Source organism: Achromobacter sp. Root170 (assembly GCF_001428165.1).
Lineage (GTDB): Bacteria > Pseudomonadota > Gammaproteobacteria > Burkholderiales > Burkholderiaceae_B > Achromobacter > Achromobacter mucicolens.
Map to the genome: position 1 here is coordinate 39,501 of NZ_LMHN01000019.1, position 15,116 is coordinate 54,616.

Below are 15,116 nucleotides of genomic sequence, written 5' to 3' on the forward strand. Positions count from 1 at the left end.
AAGTCTAGGGTTTTTACCACCTGCCGCCATGGACACCCTCTACCGCAACTACGATCGCGCTCAGCTGGACGTCCAGTACAACGCTCGCGCGACAGTACCCGACATCCAGCCGATACTCAAGAAATACGCCGAGGACAGCGCTACTGCCCGGCGCACGCTGGACTGCGCGCTGGACGTGCCTTTTGGCGACCATCCCGACGAATTGCTGGACATATTTCCAGCCGCCGGCGCCGCGCCCGGCAAACCCGGCGCGCCCGTCTTCGTGTTCATCCACGGCGGCTACTGGCGCCTGTTGTCCAAGAACGAGTCCAGCAACATGGCGCCCGCGTTCACCCAGGCGGGCGCGGTGGTCGTGGCCGTGAACTATTCGCTGGCCCCAGCAGTGACGCTGGACCGCATCGTCGACCAGAACCGGCGCGCGCTGGCCTGGATCCATCGCCATATCGCCCAGTACGGCGGCGACCCGGCACGCATTCACATCTGCGGCAGCTCGGCCGGCGGCCACCTGGTCGGCGCGCTGCTGGCCAGCGGCTGGCATGCCAGTTACGACGTGCCGCCCAGCGTGGTCCGGGGCGCTGCGCCGCTGTCGGGCCTGTTCGACCTGCGCCCGCTGGTGCACACGCACATCAACGAATGGATGCGCATGAGCGAGGCCGACGCCATCCGCAACAGCCCCGCGCTGCAACTGCCGCAGACGGGCTGCCCGCTGGTGGTCAGCTACGGCGAATCCGAAACCGACGAATTCAAGCGCCAGAGCAATGATTACCTGGCCGCCTGGCGCGAACGCGGGTTTCCCGGCAGGTATGTCCCGATGCCGGGCACCAATCACTTTGATATCGTCCTGACGCTCAACGATCCGAACAGCCCGCTGACCCAAGCCATCTTCGAACAGATGGGTCTGGCGCCCTCATCACCACCGCATTCCCGGTAATCTTCCGAGCCATGACCGACACTCCCGACCTGGAATCCCGCGCCGCGCCCGACGACCATCACGCGCTGCGCCTGTGGCTGCGCATGTTGACCTGCGCCAATCTCATCGAAGGAGAGATCCGCAGCCGCCTGCGCAACGAATTCGACACCACCCTGCCCCGCTTCGACCTCATGGCGCAATTGCAGCGCGCGCCCAAGGGCATGAAGATGGGCGAGCTCTCGCGTCACATGATGGTGACCAACGGCAATATCACGGGCATCACCGACCAGCTCGAAAAGGAAGGCCTGGTGGTGCGGACCAAGGTTGAATCGGACCGCCGCAGCTCGCTCATCAAGCTGACCCCGCAAGGCAAGAAAAGCTTCTCGCGCATGGCGCGGGCGCACGAAAACTGGGTCAAGTCGATGTTCGCCGACCTGCCCGAATCCAGCCGCAACGCCTTGTTCCAGGCGCTGGGCGAACTGAAGCTGCAGGTGGTGGCCACCCGCTCGGCGGCCAACCGCGATTAAGCGTTCTTGCGCGCCGGATCCGGGGGCCGGATTGGCGCATAATTGCCGCCATGATTCCGGTATCTCTTCCTGGCGGTAATTTCTACGTGTTGATGGCGGCCTCGCTGGCCTGCCTGTCCACGTTGCTGACCTGGCTCGCCGTCCTGGCCACCTCGCGCGGCGCCCGCGAATGGCTGGCCGTCCACCGGCGCGCCGGCACCGTGCTCATGACCTTGCTGGCGGTCGTCGGCGCCATCTTTCCGTACCAGCAATTCAGCCAGTGGTTCGTGGCCCAGCGCGATGCGCAGGCCGACAACGCGCGCAAGACCGTGCTGGCCCAGCCCACGCAGCTGGCCGGGGTGCAGATGCCCGCCGGCACCACCCTGCGGCTGGCCACGCCGGGCGACCTGGCCTCGTTTGACCGCGCCACCTTTCCCGAAGCCCATCCCGCCGAGATCCTGGGCGTCGCAGCGACCCAGCTGTTCCGCTACCCCGCGACCAGCAAGCAACCCGAAACGCTCTCCGCCGAAATCGCGCGCGACCAGGCGCTGGAGGGCTGGCTGTGCGCCCACGGCCACCGCATCGAATTCGTCGTGCAGGGCGGGCATCCGCAGTTCTCGAGTTGCCACTTGGCCATCGGCAACACGCTGGACCAGCAGCCCGTGCCCGCCGGCGCCTGGCTCAAGGTCGATCCCGCCCTGCGCGGCACGCCGCTGGACAAGAGCGGATCCGGCCCGCGCTGGCTGCTGCGCACCGAGGGCAGCGATTCCCTGACTGTGGCCAGGATTCCCTTGCTGAAGGTTGACCTGCAACTGGACGCGCAGCGCCGGATGCTGGGCTTCGAAGGCCTGGCGGCGCGCGACACCGTGCTGGGCGACATGACTTACCCGCCAGGCACGCGCGTGCTGGCCGCCAACCCGCGCCTGCAGGGCGCGCAGCCGGGGGACCTGCTGTTCTCGCCCTCGCGCGGGCGCTCGGCGCGCCGGGCCGGCGGCGAAGACGTCCCCGCGGGCAAGTCGGTGCTGCAGGCGCCCGACGGCACCGTGCGCAGCGTGCTGAGCAACCGCGAAGCCGGCGTGCTGGACGTGGCCGCCATGCGCATCGGTCCCTGACGCGGACGCCCCGCCCCTCGGCTTGCCGAGGGGGCCGGACACCGCCCCCGGATCCGGTGGGATAATACGAAGCTTTCCCGCACGCCGCCGTGCCTGGCGGCGGTTCCGTCCCGCTCACTCCAAGAGACGAAGTCATGGCCGTTAATCTGCAGATCCCCTCCGAGTCCGAAATTTTCCCTGTTGCCGGCGTAGAAATCGGCGTCACCGAGGCTGGCATCCGCAAGGCCAACCGGCGCGACCTGACGGTGTTCCGCTTGGCCGAAGGCACCAGCGTGGCGGGCGTCTTCACCCGCAACCGCTTTTGCGCCGCCCCGGTGCAGGTCTGCCAGGCCCACCTGGCCGCCGGCGGCCCGATCAGCGCCCTGGTCATCAATACGGGCAACGCCAACGCCGGCACCGGCGAAGAAGGCCTGAAAAAAGCCAAGGACACCTGCGACGCGCTGGGCAAGCTGCTGGGCGTGCCCGCCTCGCAGATCCTGCCGTTCTCCACCGGCGTCATCCTGGAGCCCCTGCCCCTGGACCGCCTGGTCGCCGGGCTGCCCGCCGCCATCGCCGACCTGGCCGCCGACCACTGGTCCAGCGCCGCCCACGGCATCATGACCACGGACACCCTGCCCAAGATTTCGTCCGCCAAGGTGCAGATCGACGGCAAGACGGTCACCTTCACCGGCATCAGCAAGGGCGCCGGCATGATCCGTCCCAACATGGCCACCATGCTCAGCTTCCTGGCCACCGACGCCGGCATCGCCCAGCCGCTCCTGCGCAAGCTGGCCGTGGAAATCGCCGACGCCTCGTTCAACCGCATCACGGTCGACGGCGACACCTCCACCAATGACTCCTTCATCATCGCCGCCACCGGCAAGTCGGGCGTCAACGTCAATAGCGAGTCCGACGCCGCCTACGCCGCCGTGCGCGAGGCCCTGACCGCCGCCGCCCTTGATCTGGCCACCAAGATCGTGCGCGACGCCGAAGGCGCCACCAAGTTCATGACGATCCGCGTCGAAGAAGCCGGCACCACCGAGGAAGCCCTGAAGGTCGCCTATGCCGTGGCGCATTCGCCGCTGGTCAAGACCGCGTTCTTCGCGTCGGACCCCAACCTGGGCCGCATCCTGGCAGCCGTCGGCTACGCCGGCATCGACGACCTGGATGTCTCCAACATCCGCCTGTGGCTGGACGACGTGCTGGTTGCCAAGAACGGCGGCCGCAACCCCGACTATCAGGAAGCCGACGGCCAGCGCGTCATGAAGCAGGCCGAAATCTCGGTGCGCATCGCGCTGGGCCGCGGCAAGGTCAGCGACACCGTCTACACCTGCGACTTCTCGCACGAGTACGTGTCGATCAACGCCGACTACCGCTCCTGATCGACCATGACGGCAAACGAGTTCACCACCCTGATCCAGCGCGCCGAACGCGTGCTGGCGCAGCTGGAGGCCTTCCTGCCTCCGGCCCCGCCCGAGATCGACTGGTCGGCCCACGCATTCCGCTGGCGCAAGCGCGGCGCGCGCGGCTGGCTGGACGCCGTGCGCCACGTGGCGCGCATCGACATGCAGGACCTGCAGCACATCGAGCGCCAGAAGGCCACCATCGACCGCAACACGCTGCAGTTCCTTGAAAAGAAGCCCGCCAACAACGTGCTCATGACCGGCGCGCGCGGCACCGGCAAGAGCTCGCTGGTCAAGGCCATGCTGGCCGCCTACGGCGACCGCGGCCTGCGGCTGATCGAAGTCGACAAGTCCGACCTCGGCGACCTGGCCGATATCGTCGAACTGGTGGCGGCGCGGCCCGAACGCTTCATCGTGTTCTGCGACGACCTGTCCTTCGAGGAAGGCGAAGCCGGCTACAAGGCGCTGAAATCGGTGCTGGACGGCTCGGTGTCGGCCTCGGGCGACAACGTCCTGATCTACGCCACGTCCAACCGGCGCCACCTGATGCCGGAATACATGAGCGAGAACCTGCAGGCCAAGCACCAGCCCGACGGCGAAATCCACCCCGGCGAAACCGTCGAGGAAAAGATTTCGCTGTCCGAGCGATTCGGGCTGTGGCTGTCGTTCTATCCGTTCAAGCAGGACGACTACCTGGATATCGTGTACCACTGGCTGCGCGAACTGGGCTGCCCCGAACAGCACATCGAACCGTCGCGCACCGAGGCCCTGCAATGGACCATCGAGCGCGGCTCGCGTTCGGGCCGCGTGGCCTATCAGTTCGCACGCGACTGGGCGGCCCGCCATGTCTGAAAAGATCGTCGACGTCGCCGCCGGCCTGATCCTGCGTCCGGACGGCAAGCTGCTTCTGGGCCAGCGCCCCGAGGGCAAGCCGTGGTCGGGGTGGTGGGAACTGCCCGGCGGCAAGCTCGAACCCGGCGAGACCGTGCTACAGGCGCTGGCGCGCGAACTGCAAGAAGAAATCGGCATCCGTGTCACGCAGTCGCGCCCGTGGGTCACCTATGTGCACGCCTATCCCCACACCACGGTCCGCCTGGCGTTCTGCCACGTCACCGGCTGGGAAGGTGAACCGCAAAGCCTGGAAAACCAGCGCCTGGAATGGGTGGATCCGGCCAACGCGGCCGCGGTGGGCGACCTGCTGCCCGCCACCTTGCCGCCGCTGCGCTGGCTGCAGCTGCCCACCACCTATGGCATCAGCGGCATCGGGTCGCGCGCGGGCATTGCGCCGTTCCTCGGCCGGCTGGACGCGGCGCTGGCGCGCGGCGTGAAGCTGGTGCAGTTCCGCGAACCGCAATGGCCCGACGGCGTGGGCGCCAGTTCGCTGCACGAGGTGCTGCAACAGGTGGTCAAGCGTTGCCGCGCCGCTGGTGCGCGCGTGCTGGTCAACAGCATCCATCCCGTTGCCTGGTGGAAGGAAGCCGACGGCGTGCAGCTGCGCACGGCCGACGCACTGCGTCTGACCGCTCGTCCGGAATTGCCGCGCAACGCGCTGGTCGGCGTATCCGCGCATGACAACGCGCAGGTGGTCCATGCCCGCGAACTGGGCGCGGACTTTGCCGTGCTGGGTCCCGTGCTGGACACGCCCAGCCATCCCGGCGCGCAGACGCTGGGCTGGGAAGGCTTCGTGCAAGGCAACCGCGACGCGGGCATTCCGGTGTTTGCATTGGGCGGACAATCCACCCAGACGGTCTCGCAAGCCTTGCGGCACGGCGCGCACGGCATCGCCGGCATTCGCGGCATCCTCTGACCGCCTGAACCGCTCGCGCCGCACGCGCAATCCAACGGCCCATGCCTTTCGCATGGGCCGTTTTGCATTCCGCCCGGGCGGGAAAGCGCGCATAGACCAAACGTGCGCGCCGTTGCACGCTACATCCCGAGGCCCGGCCGCCACACGCGGCCCGGCAGGCAATCGGCATTACATCGAGGAACGCATGTCTGAAATCGCATTTGCCACGATGAGCGATCTGGCGGACGGGCTGGCGAAGGGCCGCTACAGTGCCGTGGAAGTGACGCGCCACTTCCTGGACCGGATCGACCGGGCCAACCCGGCGTTGGGCGCATTCGTCAGCGTCGACAGCGCAGGCGCGCTACGGCTTGCCGAGGCCTCCGACGCACGCCGGCGAGCCGGCTATGGGATGCTCAGCGCCCTGGACGGCATTCCCGTGGCCATCAAGGACTTGTGCGACATCCAGGGGCAGATCACCACGGCGGGCTCCGAGGCCTGGCGCGAGCGGCGCGGCGGCGTCACCGCCACCGCGGTGGCACGGCTGCTGAACGCGGGCATGGTGCTGCTGGGCAAGACGCACATGGTCGAATTTGCCTTTGGCGGCTGGGGCACCAATCCGGTGATGGGCACGCCCCGCAACCCTTGGGACTTGAATCGCGCGCGGGTGCCCGGCGGCTCGTCCAGCGGGTCCGGCGTCGCCGTCGCGGCCGGGCTGGCGCCCGCGGCGCTGGGGTCGGACACGGGCGGCTCGGTCCGGATTCCGGCGGCGCTGAACGGCATCACCGGCCTGAAGACCACGCGCGGACTGATCAGCCTGCACGGCGCGGTGGCGTTGTCGCCGACGCTGGACACCTTGGGCCCGCTGACGCGCGACGCCCGCGACGCAATGCTGCTGACCGCGCTGATGGCCGGATCCGACACCCATGACCCCCTGACGTTCGGCATACCCGCCTTCGAATACCGCGAGCCCTACTCCGGCCCGCAACCGCTGCGCGGCAAGCGGATCGCGCTGATGCCGGTTGCACAGCACCCCATTGCCGTGGAAGCCGATGCGCTGTCAGCCCTGGACGACGCGCGCCGCGTGTTGGCCGCGCTGGGCGCCGACGTGCAGGAAACGCCCCTGCCCTTCGATTTTCACGAGATGATGCAGCGCAACGGCCAGATCATCGCCGCGGAAGCCTATGCGCTGCACCGCGGCCACATCGAGGACACGGCGCAGCCCATCGGCCAGTACGTGCGCGCCCGCGTGCTGTCGGGCAAGGGGATCTCGGCGGCCGACTACATCGGCGCGTTGCAGGCGCATGCGCAGGCGCGCCGCGACTGGCTGGACTGGATGCAGGAGTTCGACGCGGTGCTGACGCCTTGCGTGCCGTTCGGCGCGCGGCAGCTGGCCGACGTCGATGAAACCGCCACGCCGCTTGCGTCGTTTACCCGCGCCGGCAACTACGTCAACGCCGCAGGACTGGCGCTGCCCGCGGGCTTTACCAGCGACGGCCTGCCGCTGGGCGTGCAGTTGCTGGGCAAGCCGAACGCGGAGGCCGTGCTGGGCCGGATTGGCATCGCGTTCCAGGCGGTCACCGACTGGCACCGCCAGCGGCCGGATCTGAAGGCGGTGGGTTTGTAGGGCAGCCGCGGCTAGCGAGACGGCGCCGCCGGCGTTTGCTGCGCCGGGGCTTGCGGCGCAGCGGTTTGCGATGCAGGCTCCGAAGCAGGCGCCACCGCCGGCGAGGTCGCGGCGTCCGCCCGCGCCGTTTCCACGGGCGGCAGACCTTCCCACCCGCCGCCCAACGCGACGATCAGGTTGACGCTGGCCACGAGCCGGTTGCCCAGCAGGCTCAGGGCGTTGCGCTCGCTGTTGAGCGCGGTGGCGTCGACCACGGCGACGCTCAGGTAGTCGACCAGGCCCGCCTTGTATTGGTTCTGGATCAGGCGCAGCGATTCCCGCGCGGATTCCAGCGCGCGCCGCTGCACGATCTGCTCCTGCTCCATCACCCGCAGCTGGATCAGGTAATCCTCGACCTCGCGCAGCCCGGTCAACGCCGCCTGCCGGTAGGCCGCGGCCTGAGAGTCATAGGACGCGCGGGCCTGCTCGACCTGGGCCTCGCGCGCGCCGCCGTCGAAGATCGTCAGGGCCAGCGCCGGTCCCAGCGACCAGAAGCGCGCGGGCGCCGTCAGCAGTTCGGCAAACTCGCCATTGCGAAAACCGCCGTCGGCCGACAGGGTCAGGCTGGGAAACCACGCTGCCTGCGCCACGCCGATCTGCGCGTTGGCGGCGGCGGCGCGGCGTTCGGCGGCCGCCACGTCGGGACGGCGTTCGAGCAGTTCGGACGGCAGGCCCACGGGAATCTGCGGCAACCGCAACGCGAAGACGGCGGGCGGCAGGCTGAATTGGGACGGCGCCAGGCCCATCAGGACGGCGATCGCGTGCTCGTACTGGCCGCGCTGCCAGTCCAGGTCGATGGACTGCGCGCGCGTGCTTTCCAGTTGCGTGCGCGCCACCGCCACGTCGGCTTGGCCGGCCACGCCGACCTCATAGCGGTTCTGCGTGAGCTGCAGGGATTTTTCATAGGCGGCCACGGTGGCGTCGAGCAGGCGCTTCTGCTCGTCCAGCACGCGCAATTGCAGATAGGTCTGCACCAACGCGGCCTGCGCGCTCAGCCGGGTCGCGCCCAGGTCGGCCAGGCTGGCGGCGGCGCTGGCTTCCGAGGACTCGACGCTGCGGCGCACGCGCCCCCAGACGTCCAGCTCCCAGCTGACACTGCCGGTCAGCGAATACTGGTTGGATACGTTGCCGCCGGAACCAGTGGACGAACCGCTTTGCCCGCCGTTGCCGCTGCGGCTCATGCCTGCCCCCGCGCCCACGGTCGGATAAAAGCCCGAGCGCGCGCCGCGAACCAGACCAAGCGCCTGGCGGTAGTTGGCCTCGGCCTGCGCAATGGTCTGGTTCGAGGTGTTCAGCCGGTCCACCAGGCCGTTCAGCGTGGTGTCGTCGTAAACCGTCCACCACGCGCCGCGATCGGCCTCGTCGCGCGGTTGCGCGGGCTTCCAGCCGGGCACCTCGACCTGGCCTTCCTTGTAAGCGGCGCCCACGTCGAGCGCCGGACGCTGGTAGTCGGGCCCGACCGCGCAAGCGCCCAGCAGCGCGCACAGCGCAAGCGTGACCGCGGCGCGGGGAAATGAGGCGAAAGCAGACGGCGTGGTACGGATCATGTGTGTTTGATGGAAGCGGAATCGCCGGCCCGCCCGGAGCGCCGGCGTGCGGCCCACAGGCGGAAGCGATCCAGATAAAGATAGACCACCGGGGTGGTGTACAGCGTGAGGATCTGGCTCAGCACCAGACCGCCCACGATGGTAATGCCCAGCGGCTGGCGCATCTCGACGCCGGCGCCCGTGGCCAGCACCAGCGGCAGCGCGCCGAAGATGGCCGCCATCGTGGTCATCATGATGGGCCGGAAGCGCGTCAGGCAGGCCTGGAAGATGGCGTCGCGCGGCGACATGCCGTGGTGGCGCTCGGCGTCCAGCGCAAAGTCCACCATCATGATGGCGTTCTTCTTGACGATGCCGATGAGCAGGAACACCCCGATCAACGCGATCAATGTGAAATCGTAGCGAACCAGCAGCAGCGCAAGCAGCGCGCCCAGGCCCGCCGACGGCAGCGTGGACAGGATGGTAAGCGGGTGGACGAAGCTTTCGTACAGGATGCCCAGCACGATGTACATGGTGACCAGCGCGGCCAGGATCAGCCAGGGCTGTTGCGACAGCGTCTGCTGCAACGCGGCGGCGGTGCCCTGAAAGCCGGCCTGGATCTGGTCGGACGGCAGGCCGATGCGGGCCACCGCGTTGTCGATCGCGGTGGTCGCCTGCCCCAGCGACACGCCCGGCGCAAGGCTGAACGAGATGGTGTCCGCCACGAACAGCCCCTGGTGACTCACGCTGAGCGGCGCATTGGCGTTTTCAAGCTTGGTGAACGCCGACAGCGGCACACGCGCGCCGTCCGCAGTGATGACTTCGACCTGGCGCAGCGACTCGATGTCTTGCGCGAACTTCGGGTCCACGCCCAGCACCACGTGATACTGGTTGAGCGGCCCGTACATGACCGACACCTGGCGCTGGCTGAACGAATTGTTCAGCACCGTGGAGATGGTGGCCATGCTGATGCCCAGCCGCGTCGCGGCTTCCCGGTCGATGACCAGGTTGATCTCGCGGCCCCGGTCCTCGACGTCGGCATCCACGTCGGTGATCTCCGGAATCTTGGCCATCGCCTGCTGCACCTTGGGCATCCACGTGCGAAGCAGCTGCAGGTCGCCAGACATCAGGGTGTAGTCGTACGAACCCTGGCTTTGGCGCCCGCCAATGCGGATGTCCTGCTGCGACACCAGGAACATGCGCGCCCCCGGCATGTTCTGCAGCTTGGCGCGCAGGCGGTTGATGACCACGTCGGCAGAGACCTTGCGCTCGTCCAGCGGCTTTAACTGGATCTGCATGAAGCTGCTGTTGCTGCCGCCGCGCCCGCCGGCGTATCCGGTCATGCTTTGGACTGCCGGATCGGCCAGCACCACCTTGCGCAGCGCCTCGAGCTTGGGCAGCGTGGCCTGGAACGACGTGCCCTGGTCCACCCGGAAAAAGCCCAGCAGCTGGCCCGTGTCCTGCTGCGGGAAAAACCCCTTGGGCACCACCGTATACAGATAGACGTTCAGGCCCACGGCGATCGCCAGCGTCAGCATCATCAGCCGGCCGTGCGCCAGCGCCCAGCCGAGCGACACGCGGTAGCCGTTCTGCATCGATTCGAAGGCGCGTTCGGACCAGCGGGCCAGCCGGCCCGGCGGCTTCTGTTCCTTGGGTTCGGGCCGCAGCAGGCGCGCGCACATCATGGGCGTGAGCGTCAGCGACACCACCAGCGACACCAGGATCGACGCCGACAAGGTGACCGCGAACTCGCGGAACAGGCGCCCGACCACGCCGCCCATCAGCAGGATGGGGATGAACACCGCCACCAGCGACAGGCTCATCGACAGCACCGTGAATCCGACTTCGCGCGAGCCGCGCAACGCGGCGCGCATTGGCGACATGCCGCGTTCGACGTGACGCATGATGTTCTCGAGCACCACGATCGCGTCGTCCACGACAAAGCCGGTCGCGACGATCAACGCCATCAGTGAGATGGTGTTCAGCGTGTAGCCGCACAGGTACATGATGCAGAACGTGCCGATCAGCGACACCGGCACCGCCACGCTCGGAATGATCGCCGCCCGCCAGCGCCGCAGGAACAGCAGCACCACCAGCACCACCAGCCCCACGGCGATGATGAGCGTCAGCTCGGCCTCGTGCAGCGACGCCCGGATGCTGGGCGTGCGGTCCTGCGCAACCCTCATGTTGACGTCGGCGGGCATCAGCGCCTGCAACACGGGAAGCTGGGCGCGCACGGCGTCCACGGCTTCGATGATGTTGGCGTCGGCCTGCCGGCGCACGATCATCAGGATGGCGTTGCGGTCGTTGTAAAAGCCGGTCTGATATAGGTCTTCGACCGAGTCCTCGACGCGGGCCACGTCGGACACGCGCACCGGCCGGCCATCGCGCCAGGCCACGATCAGCGGCCGGTATTGCTCGGCGCGGCTGAGCTGGTCGCTGACCATGATCTGCCAGTGGTAGCGGTCGTTTTCCAGCACGCCCTTGGGCCGGTTGGCATTGGCGTTGGCCAGCGTGGCGCGCAATTCGTCCAGCGACACGCCCTGATTGGCCAGGGCGCCGGGCAGCACGGTCACGCGCACGGCCGGCAGCGAACTGCCGCCCACCGTGACCTCGCCCACCCCGTCCACCTGGGCCAGCTTCTGCGCCACGATGGTGGACGCCAGATCGTAGAGCTGGCCCTGGCTGAGCGTGTCGGAAGTCAGCGCCAGCGTCAGGATGGGCGCGTCCGACGGATTGGACTTGTGATACGTGGGATTGCTGCGCAGCCCCGTGGGCAGTAGCGAGCGCGCCGCGTTGATGGCGGCCTGCACGTCGCGCGCGGCGCCGTTGATGTCGCGCGACAGGTCGAACTGCAACGTGATGCGGGTAGAGCCCTGCGAGCTGCGCGAGGTCATTTCGGTGACCCCCGCGATGCTGCCCAGCGACCGCTCCAGCGGCGTGGCGACGCTGGAGGCCATGGTCTCGGGGCTGGCGCCGGGCAGGCTGGCCGACACCGAAATGGTCGGAATGTCCACCTGCGGCAAGGGCGCGACCGGCAAGAGGAAGAACGCAAGCATGCCGGCCAGCACGACCGCCAGGCTCAGCAGCGTGGTCGCCACCGGCCGGACGATGAAGGGCGCCGACAGGATCATCGGGCGCCTCCGGCCGATTGCGAGCCCGCTCCGCGCCAGCGGCGCGACATGCGGTCGAACATCAGATAGATGACGGGCGTGGTGAACAGCGTCAGCACCTGCGACAGCAGCAGGCCGCCCACCATGACCAGACCCAGCGGCTGGCGCAGTTCAGCGCCCGTGCCGGTCGACAGCATCAGCGGCAAGGCGCCGAACAGCGCCGCCAGCGTGGTCATCAGGATGGGCCGAAAGCGCAGCAGCGCGGCCTCGTGGATGGCCTCGCGCGGCGACAGTCCGCGCTTGCGTTCGGCATCCAGCGCGAAGTCGATCATCATGATCGCGTTCTTCTTGACGATGCCGATCAGCAGGATGATCCCGATGATGCCGATCATGTCCAGCTCGGTGCCGCTGATGAGCAGCGCCAGCAGCGCCCCGACGCCCGCCGACGGCAGCGTGGACAGGATGGTGATGGGATGGATGTAGCTTTCGTACAGTACGCCAAGCACGATGTACATCGTGACCACGGCCGCCAGGATCAGCCACAGCGTGCTGGACAGCGAATTCTGGAACGCCAGCGCCGCGCCCTGGAAGCGGGTCTCGACGCCGGCCGGCATGCCGATCTCGGCTTCGGCCGCCTTGATGTTCTCGACCGCGTCGGACAGCGAGGCGCCGGGGGCCAGATTGAACGACACCGTCACCATCGGGAACTGGTCGAGCCGGTTCACGGCCAGCACCGTCCTGCCTTCGCTGATGTGCGCGACCGACGACAGCGGCACCTGCGCGCCCGAGGACGTGGGCACGTGAATCTGCCCGAGCGCGCTGGGCGACATCTGGAACTGCGGCAGCACCTCGAGCACCACGCGGTACTGGTTGGACTGCGTGAAGATCGTGGAGATCAGCCGCTGGCCAAAGGCGTTGTACAGCGCCTCGTCGATGATGGCGGCGGTGATGCCCAGGCGCGAGGCCGCGTCGCGGTCGATTTCCACCCAGGTCTGCAGGCCATCGTCCTGCAGGTCGTCGGCCACGTCCATAAGGCCGGGCACGGCGCGCAGGCGGTCGACCAGCTTGGGCGTCCATTCGCTCAACACCTTCAGGTCGGGATTGGACAGCGTCATCTGATACTGCGTGCGGCTGACGCGGTCTTCGATGGTCAGGTCCTGCACCGGCTGCATGTAGACGGTCAGGCCGTCCTGCTTGTTCAGGTTTTCCTGCAGGCGCGCCATCACCGCGCGCAGATCGCCGGTGCGCTCGGCCTGGGGTTTGAGCGAAATCTGCATGCGGCCGGCGCTGAGCGTGGCGTTGCTGCCATCCACGCCGATGAAGGACGACACGGCGGCCACGTCGGGATCCTGCAGCACCAGGCGGGCGGCGGCCTGCTGGCGCTCGGACATGGCGGCAAACGAAATGGACTGCGGCGCCTGCGTGATGGCCTGGATGAGGCCGGTGTCCTGCTGCGGGAAGAACCCCTTGGGCACCACCATGTACAGCAGCACGGTCAGCGCAAAAGTGGCCACCGCCACCACCAGCGTCAGCGTCTGGTGGCGCAGCACCACCTGCAGCATGCGGTCGTACGCGGCGATGACGCGGTCGATGAATGCGCCCGTGGCCCGATGAAAGCGCCCATGCTTCGTTTCGGATTCCGAGCGCAAGAGGCGCGCGCACATCATGGGCGTGAGCGTCAGCGACACCAACAGCGAAATCAGGATGGCCACCGCCAGCGTGATCGCGAATTCGCGGAACAGCCGGCCCACGACTTCGGTCATGAAGAGCAGCGGAATCAGCACGGCGATCAGCGACAGGGTCAGCGAGATCAGCGTGAAGCCGATCTGCGACGCGCCTTTCAGCGCGGCCTGCATCGGCTTTTCGCCTTCCTCGATGTGCCGGGCGATGTTCTCGATCATCACGATCGCGTCGTCCACCACGAAGCCCGTGGCGATGGTCAGCGCCATCAGCGTCAGGTTGTTGATGGAGAACCCGGACAGATACATGATGCCGAACGTGCCCACCAGCGACAGCGGCACGACGACGCTGGGAATCAGCGTGGCCGTCAGGCTGCGCAGGAACACGAACGTGACCATGACCACCAGCCCCACGGCCAGCAGCATTTCAAACTGCACGTCGGCGACCGAGTCGCGGATGGTCTGCGTGCGGTCCGACACCACCGTCACGTCCAGCGTGGCGGGCAGCGCGGCGCGCAGCTGCGGCATCAGCGCCTGGATGCGGTCGACCACGTCGATCACGTTGGCGCCGGGCTGGCGCTGGATGTTCAGCAGGATGGCGGGCTTGTCGCCGGCCCACGCGGCCTGGCGCGTGTCCTCGGCCCCCTCGACCGCGCGCGCCACGTCGGCCAGCCGCAGCGGCGCGCCGTTCTTGTACGCGATGATCAGGCTGTTGTAGTCGGTGGGCGACTTGAGCTGGTCGTTGGCGTTGATGGTGGTGGAGCGCTGCGGGCCGTCCAGGTTGCCCTTGGGCTGATTGACGTTGGCGCCGACGATCGCGGTGCGCAGGTCGGTCAGCGACAGGCCGTTGGCCGCCAGCGCCTGCGGGTTCACCTGGACGCGCACCGCGGGCCGCTGCCCGCCCGCCACGCTGACCAGGCCCACGCCGGGGATCTGCGACAGCTTCTGCGCCACGCGCGTATCGACCAGGTCGCGCACCTGCGGCAGCGGCATGGTGGGAGACGTGATCGCCAGCGTCAGCACGGCCGCGTCCGCGGGATTGACCTTGTTGTAGGTGGGCGGCACCGGCAGGTCGGACGGCAGCAGGTTCGAGGCGGCATTGATGGCCGCCTGCACCTGCTGCTCGGCCACGTCCAGCGGCAGCGTCAGATTGAATTGCAGCGTGATGACCGAGGCGCCGCCCGAACTGGTGGACGACATCTGGTTCAGGCCGGGCATCTGGCCGAACTGCCGCTCCAGTGGCGAGGTGACCAGCGAGGTCATGACGTCGGGGCTGGCCCCGGGGTACAGCGTCACGACCTGGATCGTGGGGTAGTCCACCTCGGGCAGCGCCGAGACGGGCAGGAAGCGGTAGGCGATGAGGCCCGCGATCAGGATGGCCACCATCGACAGGGTGGTGGCCACGGGGCGCAGGATGAATAGGCGCGACGGGCTCACGGCGT

General features: G+C 68.1%; 10 protein-coding genes. 7 read left to right on the forward strand and 3 right to left on the reverse strand.

Annotated features, from left to right (window positions below; translation table 11 throughout):
- Nucleotides 1-28 precede the first annotated feature (28 nt).
- The 7 genes from ASD87_RS24240 (at nucleotide 29) to ASD87_RS24270 (ending at nucleotide 7,320) form a co-directional block, all read left to right on the forward strand.
- On the forward strand, nucleotides 29-931 hold the full coding sequence (locus tag ASD87_RS24240; RefSeq protein WP_056327477.1) for an alpha/beta hydrolase: 903 nt from the start codon (nucleotides 29-31) through the stop codon (nucleotides 929-931).
- Nucleotides 932-942: 11 nt separating this feature from the next.
- On the forward strand, nucleotides 943-1,437 hold the full coding sequence (locus ASD87_RS24245) for a MarR family winged helix-turn-helix transcriptional regulator (protein WP_056327479.1): 495 nt from the start codon (nucleotides 943-945) through the stop codon (nucleotides 1,435-1,437).
- A 50-nt stretch (nucleotides 1,438-1,487) separates the two neighbouring features.
- Nucleotides 1,488-2,528, forward strand: coding sequence for a hypothetical protein (locus ASD87_RS24250; RefSeq protein ID WP_056327481.1), 1,041 nt, complete (start codon nucleotides 1,488-1,490; stop codon nucleotides 2,526-2,528).
- Between the two features lie 134 nt (nucleotides 2,529-2,662).
- On the forward strand, nucleotides 2,663-3,889 hold the full coding sequence (gene argJ / locus ASD87_RS24255; RefSeq protein ID WP_056327482.1) for a bifunctional glutamate N-acetyltransferase/amino-acid acetyltransferase ArgJ: 1,227 nt from the start codon (nucleotides 2,663-2,665) through the stop codon (nucleotides 3,887-3,889).
- Between the two features lie 6 nt (nucleotides 3,890-3,895).
- Entirely contained in the window at nucleotides 3,896-4,762 is an 867-nt protein-coding gene (locus ASD87_RS24260; RefSeq protein ID WP_056327484.1) for an ATP-binding protein, read from the forward strand.
- Nucleotides 4,755-5,717, forward strand: coding sequence for a Nudix family hydrolase (locus ASD87_RS24265; protein ID WP_056327486.1), 963 nt, complete (start codon nucleotides 4,755-4,757; stop codon nucleotides 5,715-5,717). The genes ASD87_RS24260 and ASD87_RS24265 overlap by 8 nt, the downstream gene beginning before the upstream one ends.
- Nucleotides 5,718-5,901: 184 nt before the next feature.
- Entirely contained in the window at nucleotides 5,902-7,320 is a 1,419-nt protein-coding gene (locus ASD87_RS24270) for an amidase (protein ID WP_056327487.1), read from the forward strand.
- An 11-nt stretch (nucleotides 7,321-7,331) separates the two neighbouring features.
- Here the strand turns inward: ASD87_RS24270 and ASD87_RS24275 are convergent, their stop codons facing one another.
- Genes ASD87_RS24275 through ASD87_RS24285 form a run of 3 tightly spaced genes read right to left on the reverse strand, consistent with a single transcriptional unit; the run spans nucleotide 7,332 to nucleotide 15,111 of the window.
- A complete protein-coding gene (locus ASD87_RS24275) occupies nucleotides 7,332-8,906 on the reverse strand; it encodes an efflux transporter outer membrane subunit (RefSeq protein WP_200952235.1) in 1,575 nt (524 codons plus the stop codon).
- Nucleotides 8,903-12,016 (reverse strand): multidrug efflux RND transporter permease subunit, encoded by a 3,114-nt coding sequence (locus ASD87_RS24280; protein WP_056327489.1) that lies wholly within the window; start codon nucleotides 12,014-12,016, stop codon nucleotides 8,903-8,905. The genes ASD87_RS24275 and ASD87_RS24280 overlap by 4 nt, the downstream gene beginning before the upstream one ends.
- Nucleotides 12,013-15,111 carry an MdtB/MuxB family multidrug efflux RND transporter permease subunit gene (locus tag ASD87_RS24285; RefSeq protein ID WP_056327491.1) on the reverse strand — a complete coding sequence of 1,033 codons (3,099 nt, stop codon included), beginning with the start codon at nucleotides 15,109-15,111 and terminating at the stop codon, nucleotides 12,013-12,015. The genes ASD87_RS24280 and ASD87_RS24285 overlap by 4 nt, the downstream gene beginning before the upstream one ends.
- Nucleotides 15,112-15,116: the final 5 nt, after the last annotated feature.

Coding starts and splice junctions, on each gene's coding strand:
- ASD87_RS24280 (WP_056327489.1), bottom strand. CDS start 12,016: ATGATCCTGTCGGCGCCCTTCATCGTCCGGCCGGTGGCGACCACGCTG.
- ASD87_RS24260 (WP_056327484.1), top strand. CDS start 3,896: ATGACGGCAAACGAGTTCACCACCCTGATCCAGCGCGCCGAACGCGTG.
- ASD87_RS24245 (WP_056327479.1), top strand. CDS start 943: ATGACCGACACTCCCGACCTGGAATCCCGCGCCGCGCCCGACGACCAT.
- ASD87_RS24275 (WP_200952235.1), bottom strand. CDS start 8,906: ATGATCCGTACCACGCCGTCTGCTTTCGCCTCATTTCCCCGCGCCGCG.
- ASD87_RS24265 (WP_056327486.1), top strand. CDS start 4,755: ATGTCTGAAAAGATCGTCGACGTCGCCGCCGGCCTGATCCTGCGTCCG.
- ASD87_RS24270 (WP_056327487.1), top strand. CDS start 5,902: ATGTCTGAAATCGCATTTGCCACGATGAGCGATCTGGCGGACGGGCTG.
- ASD87_RS24250 (WP_056327481.1), top strand. CDS start 1,488: ATGATTCCGGTATCTCTTCCTGGCGGTAATTTCTACGTGTTGATGGCG.
- argJ (WP_056327482.1), top strand. CDS start 2,663: ATGGCCGTTAATCTGCAGATCCCCTCCGAGTCCGAAATTTTCCCTGTT.
- ASD87_RS24240 (WP_056327477.1), top strand. CDS start 29: ATGGACACCCTCTACCGCAACTACGATCGCGCTCAGCTGGACGTCCAG.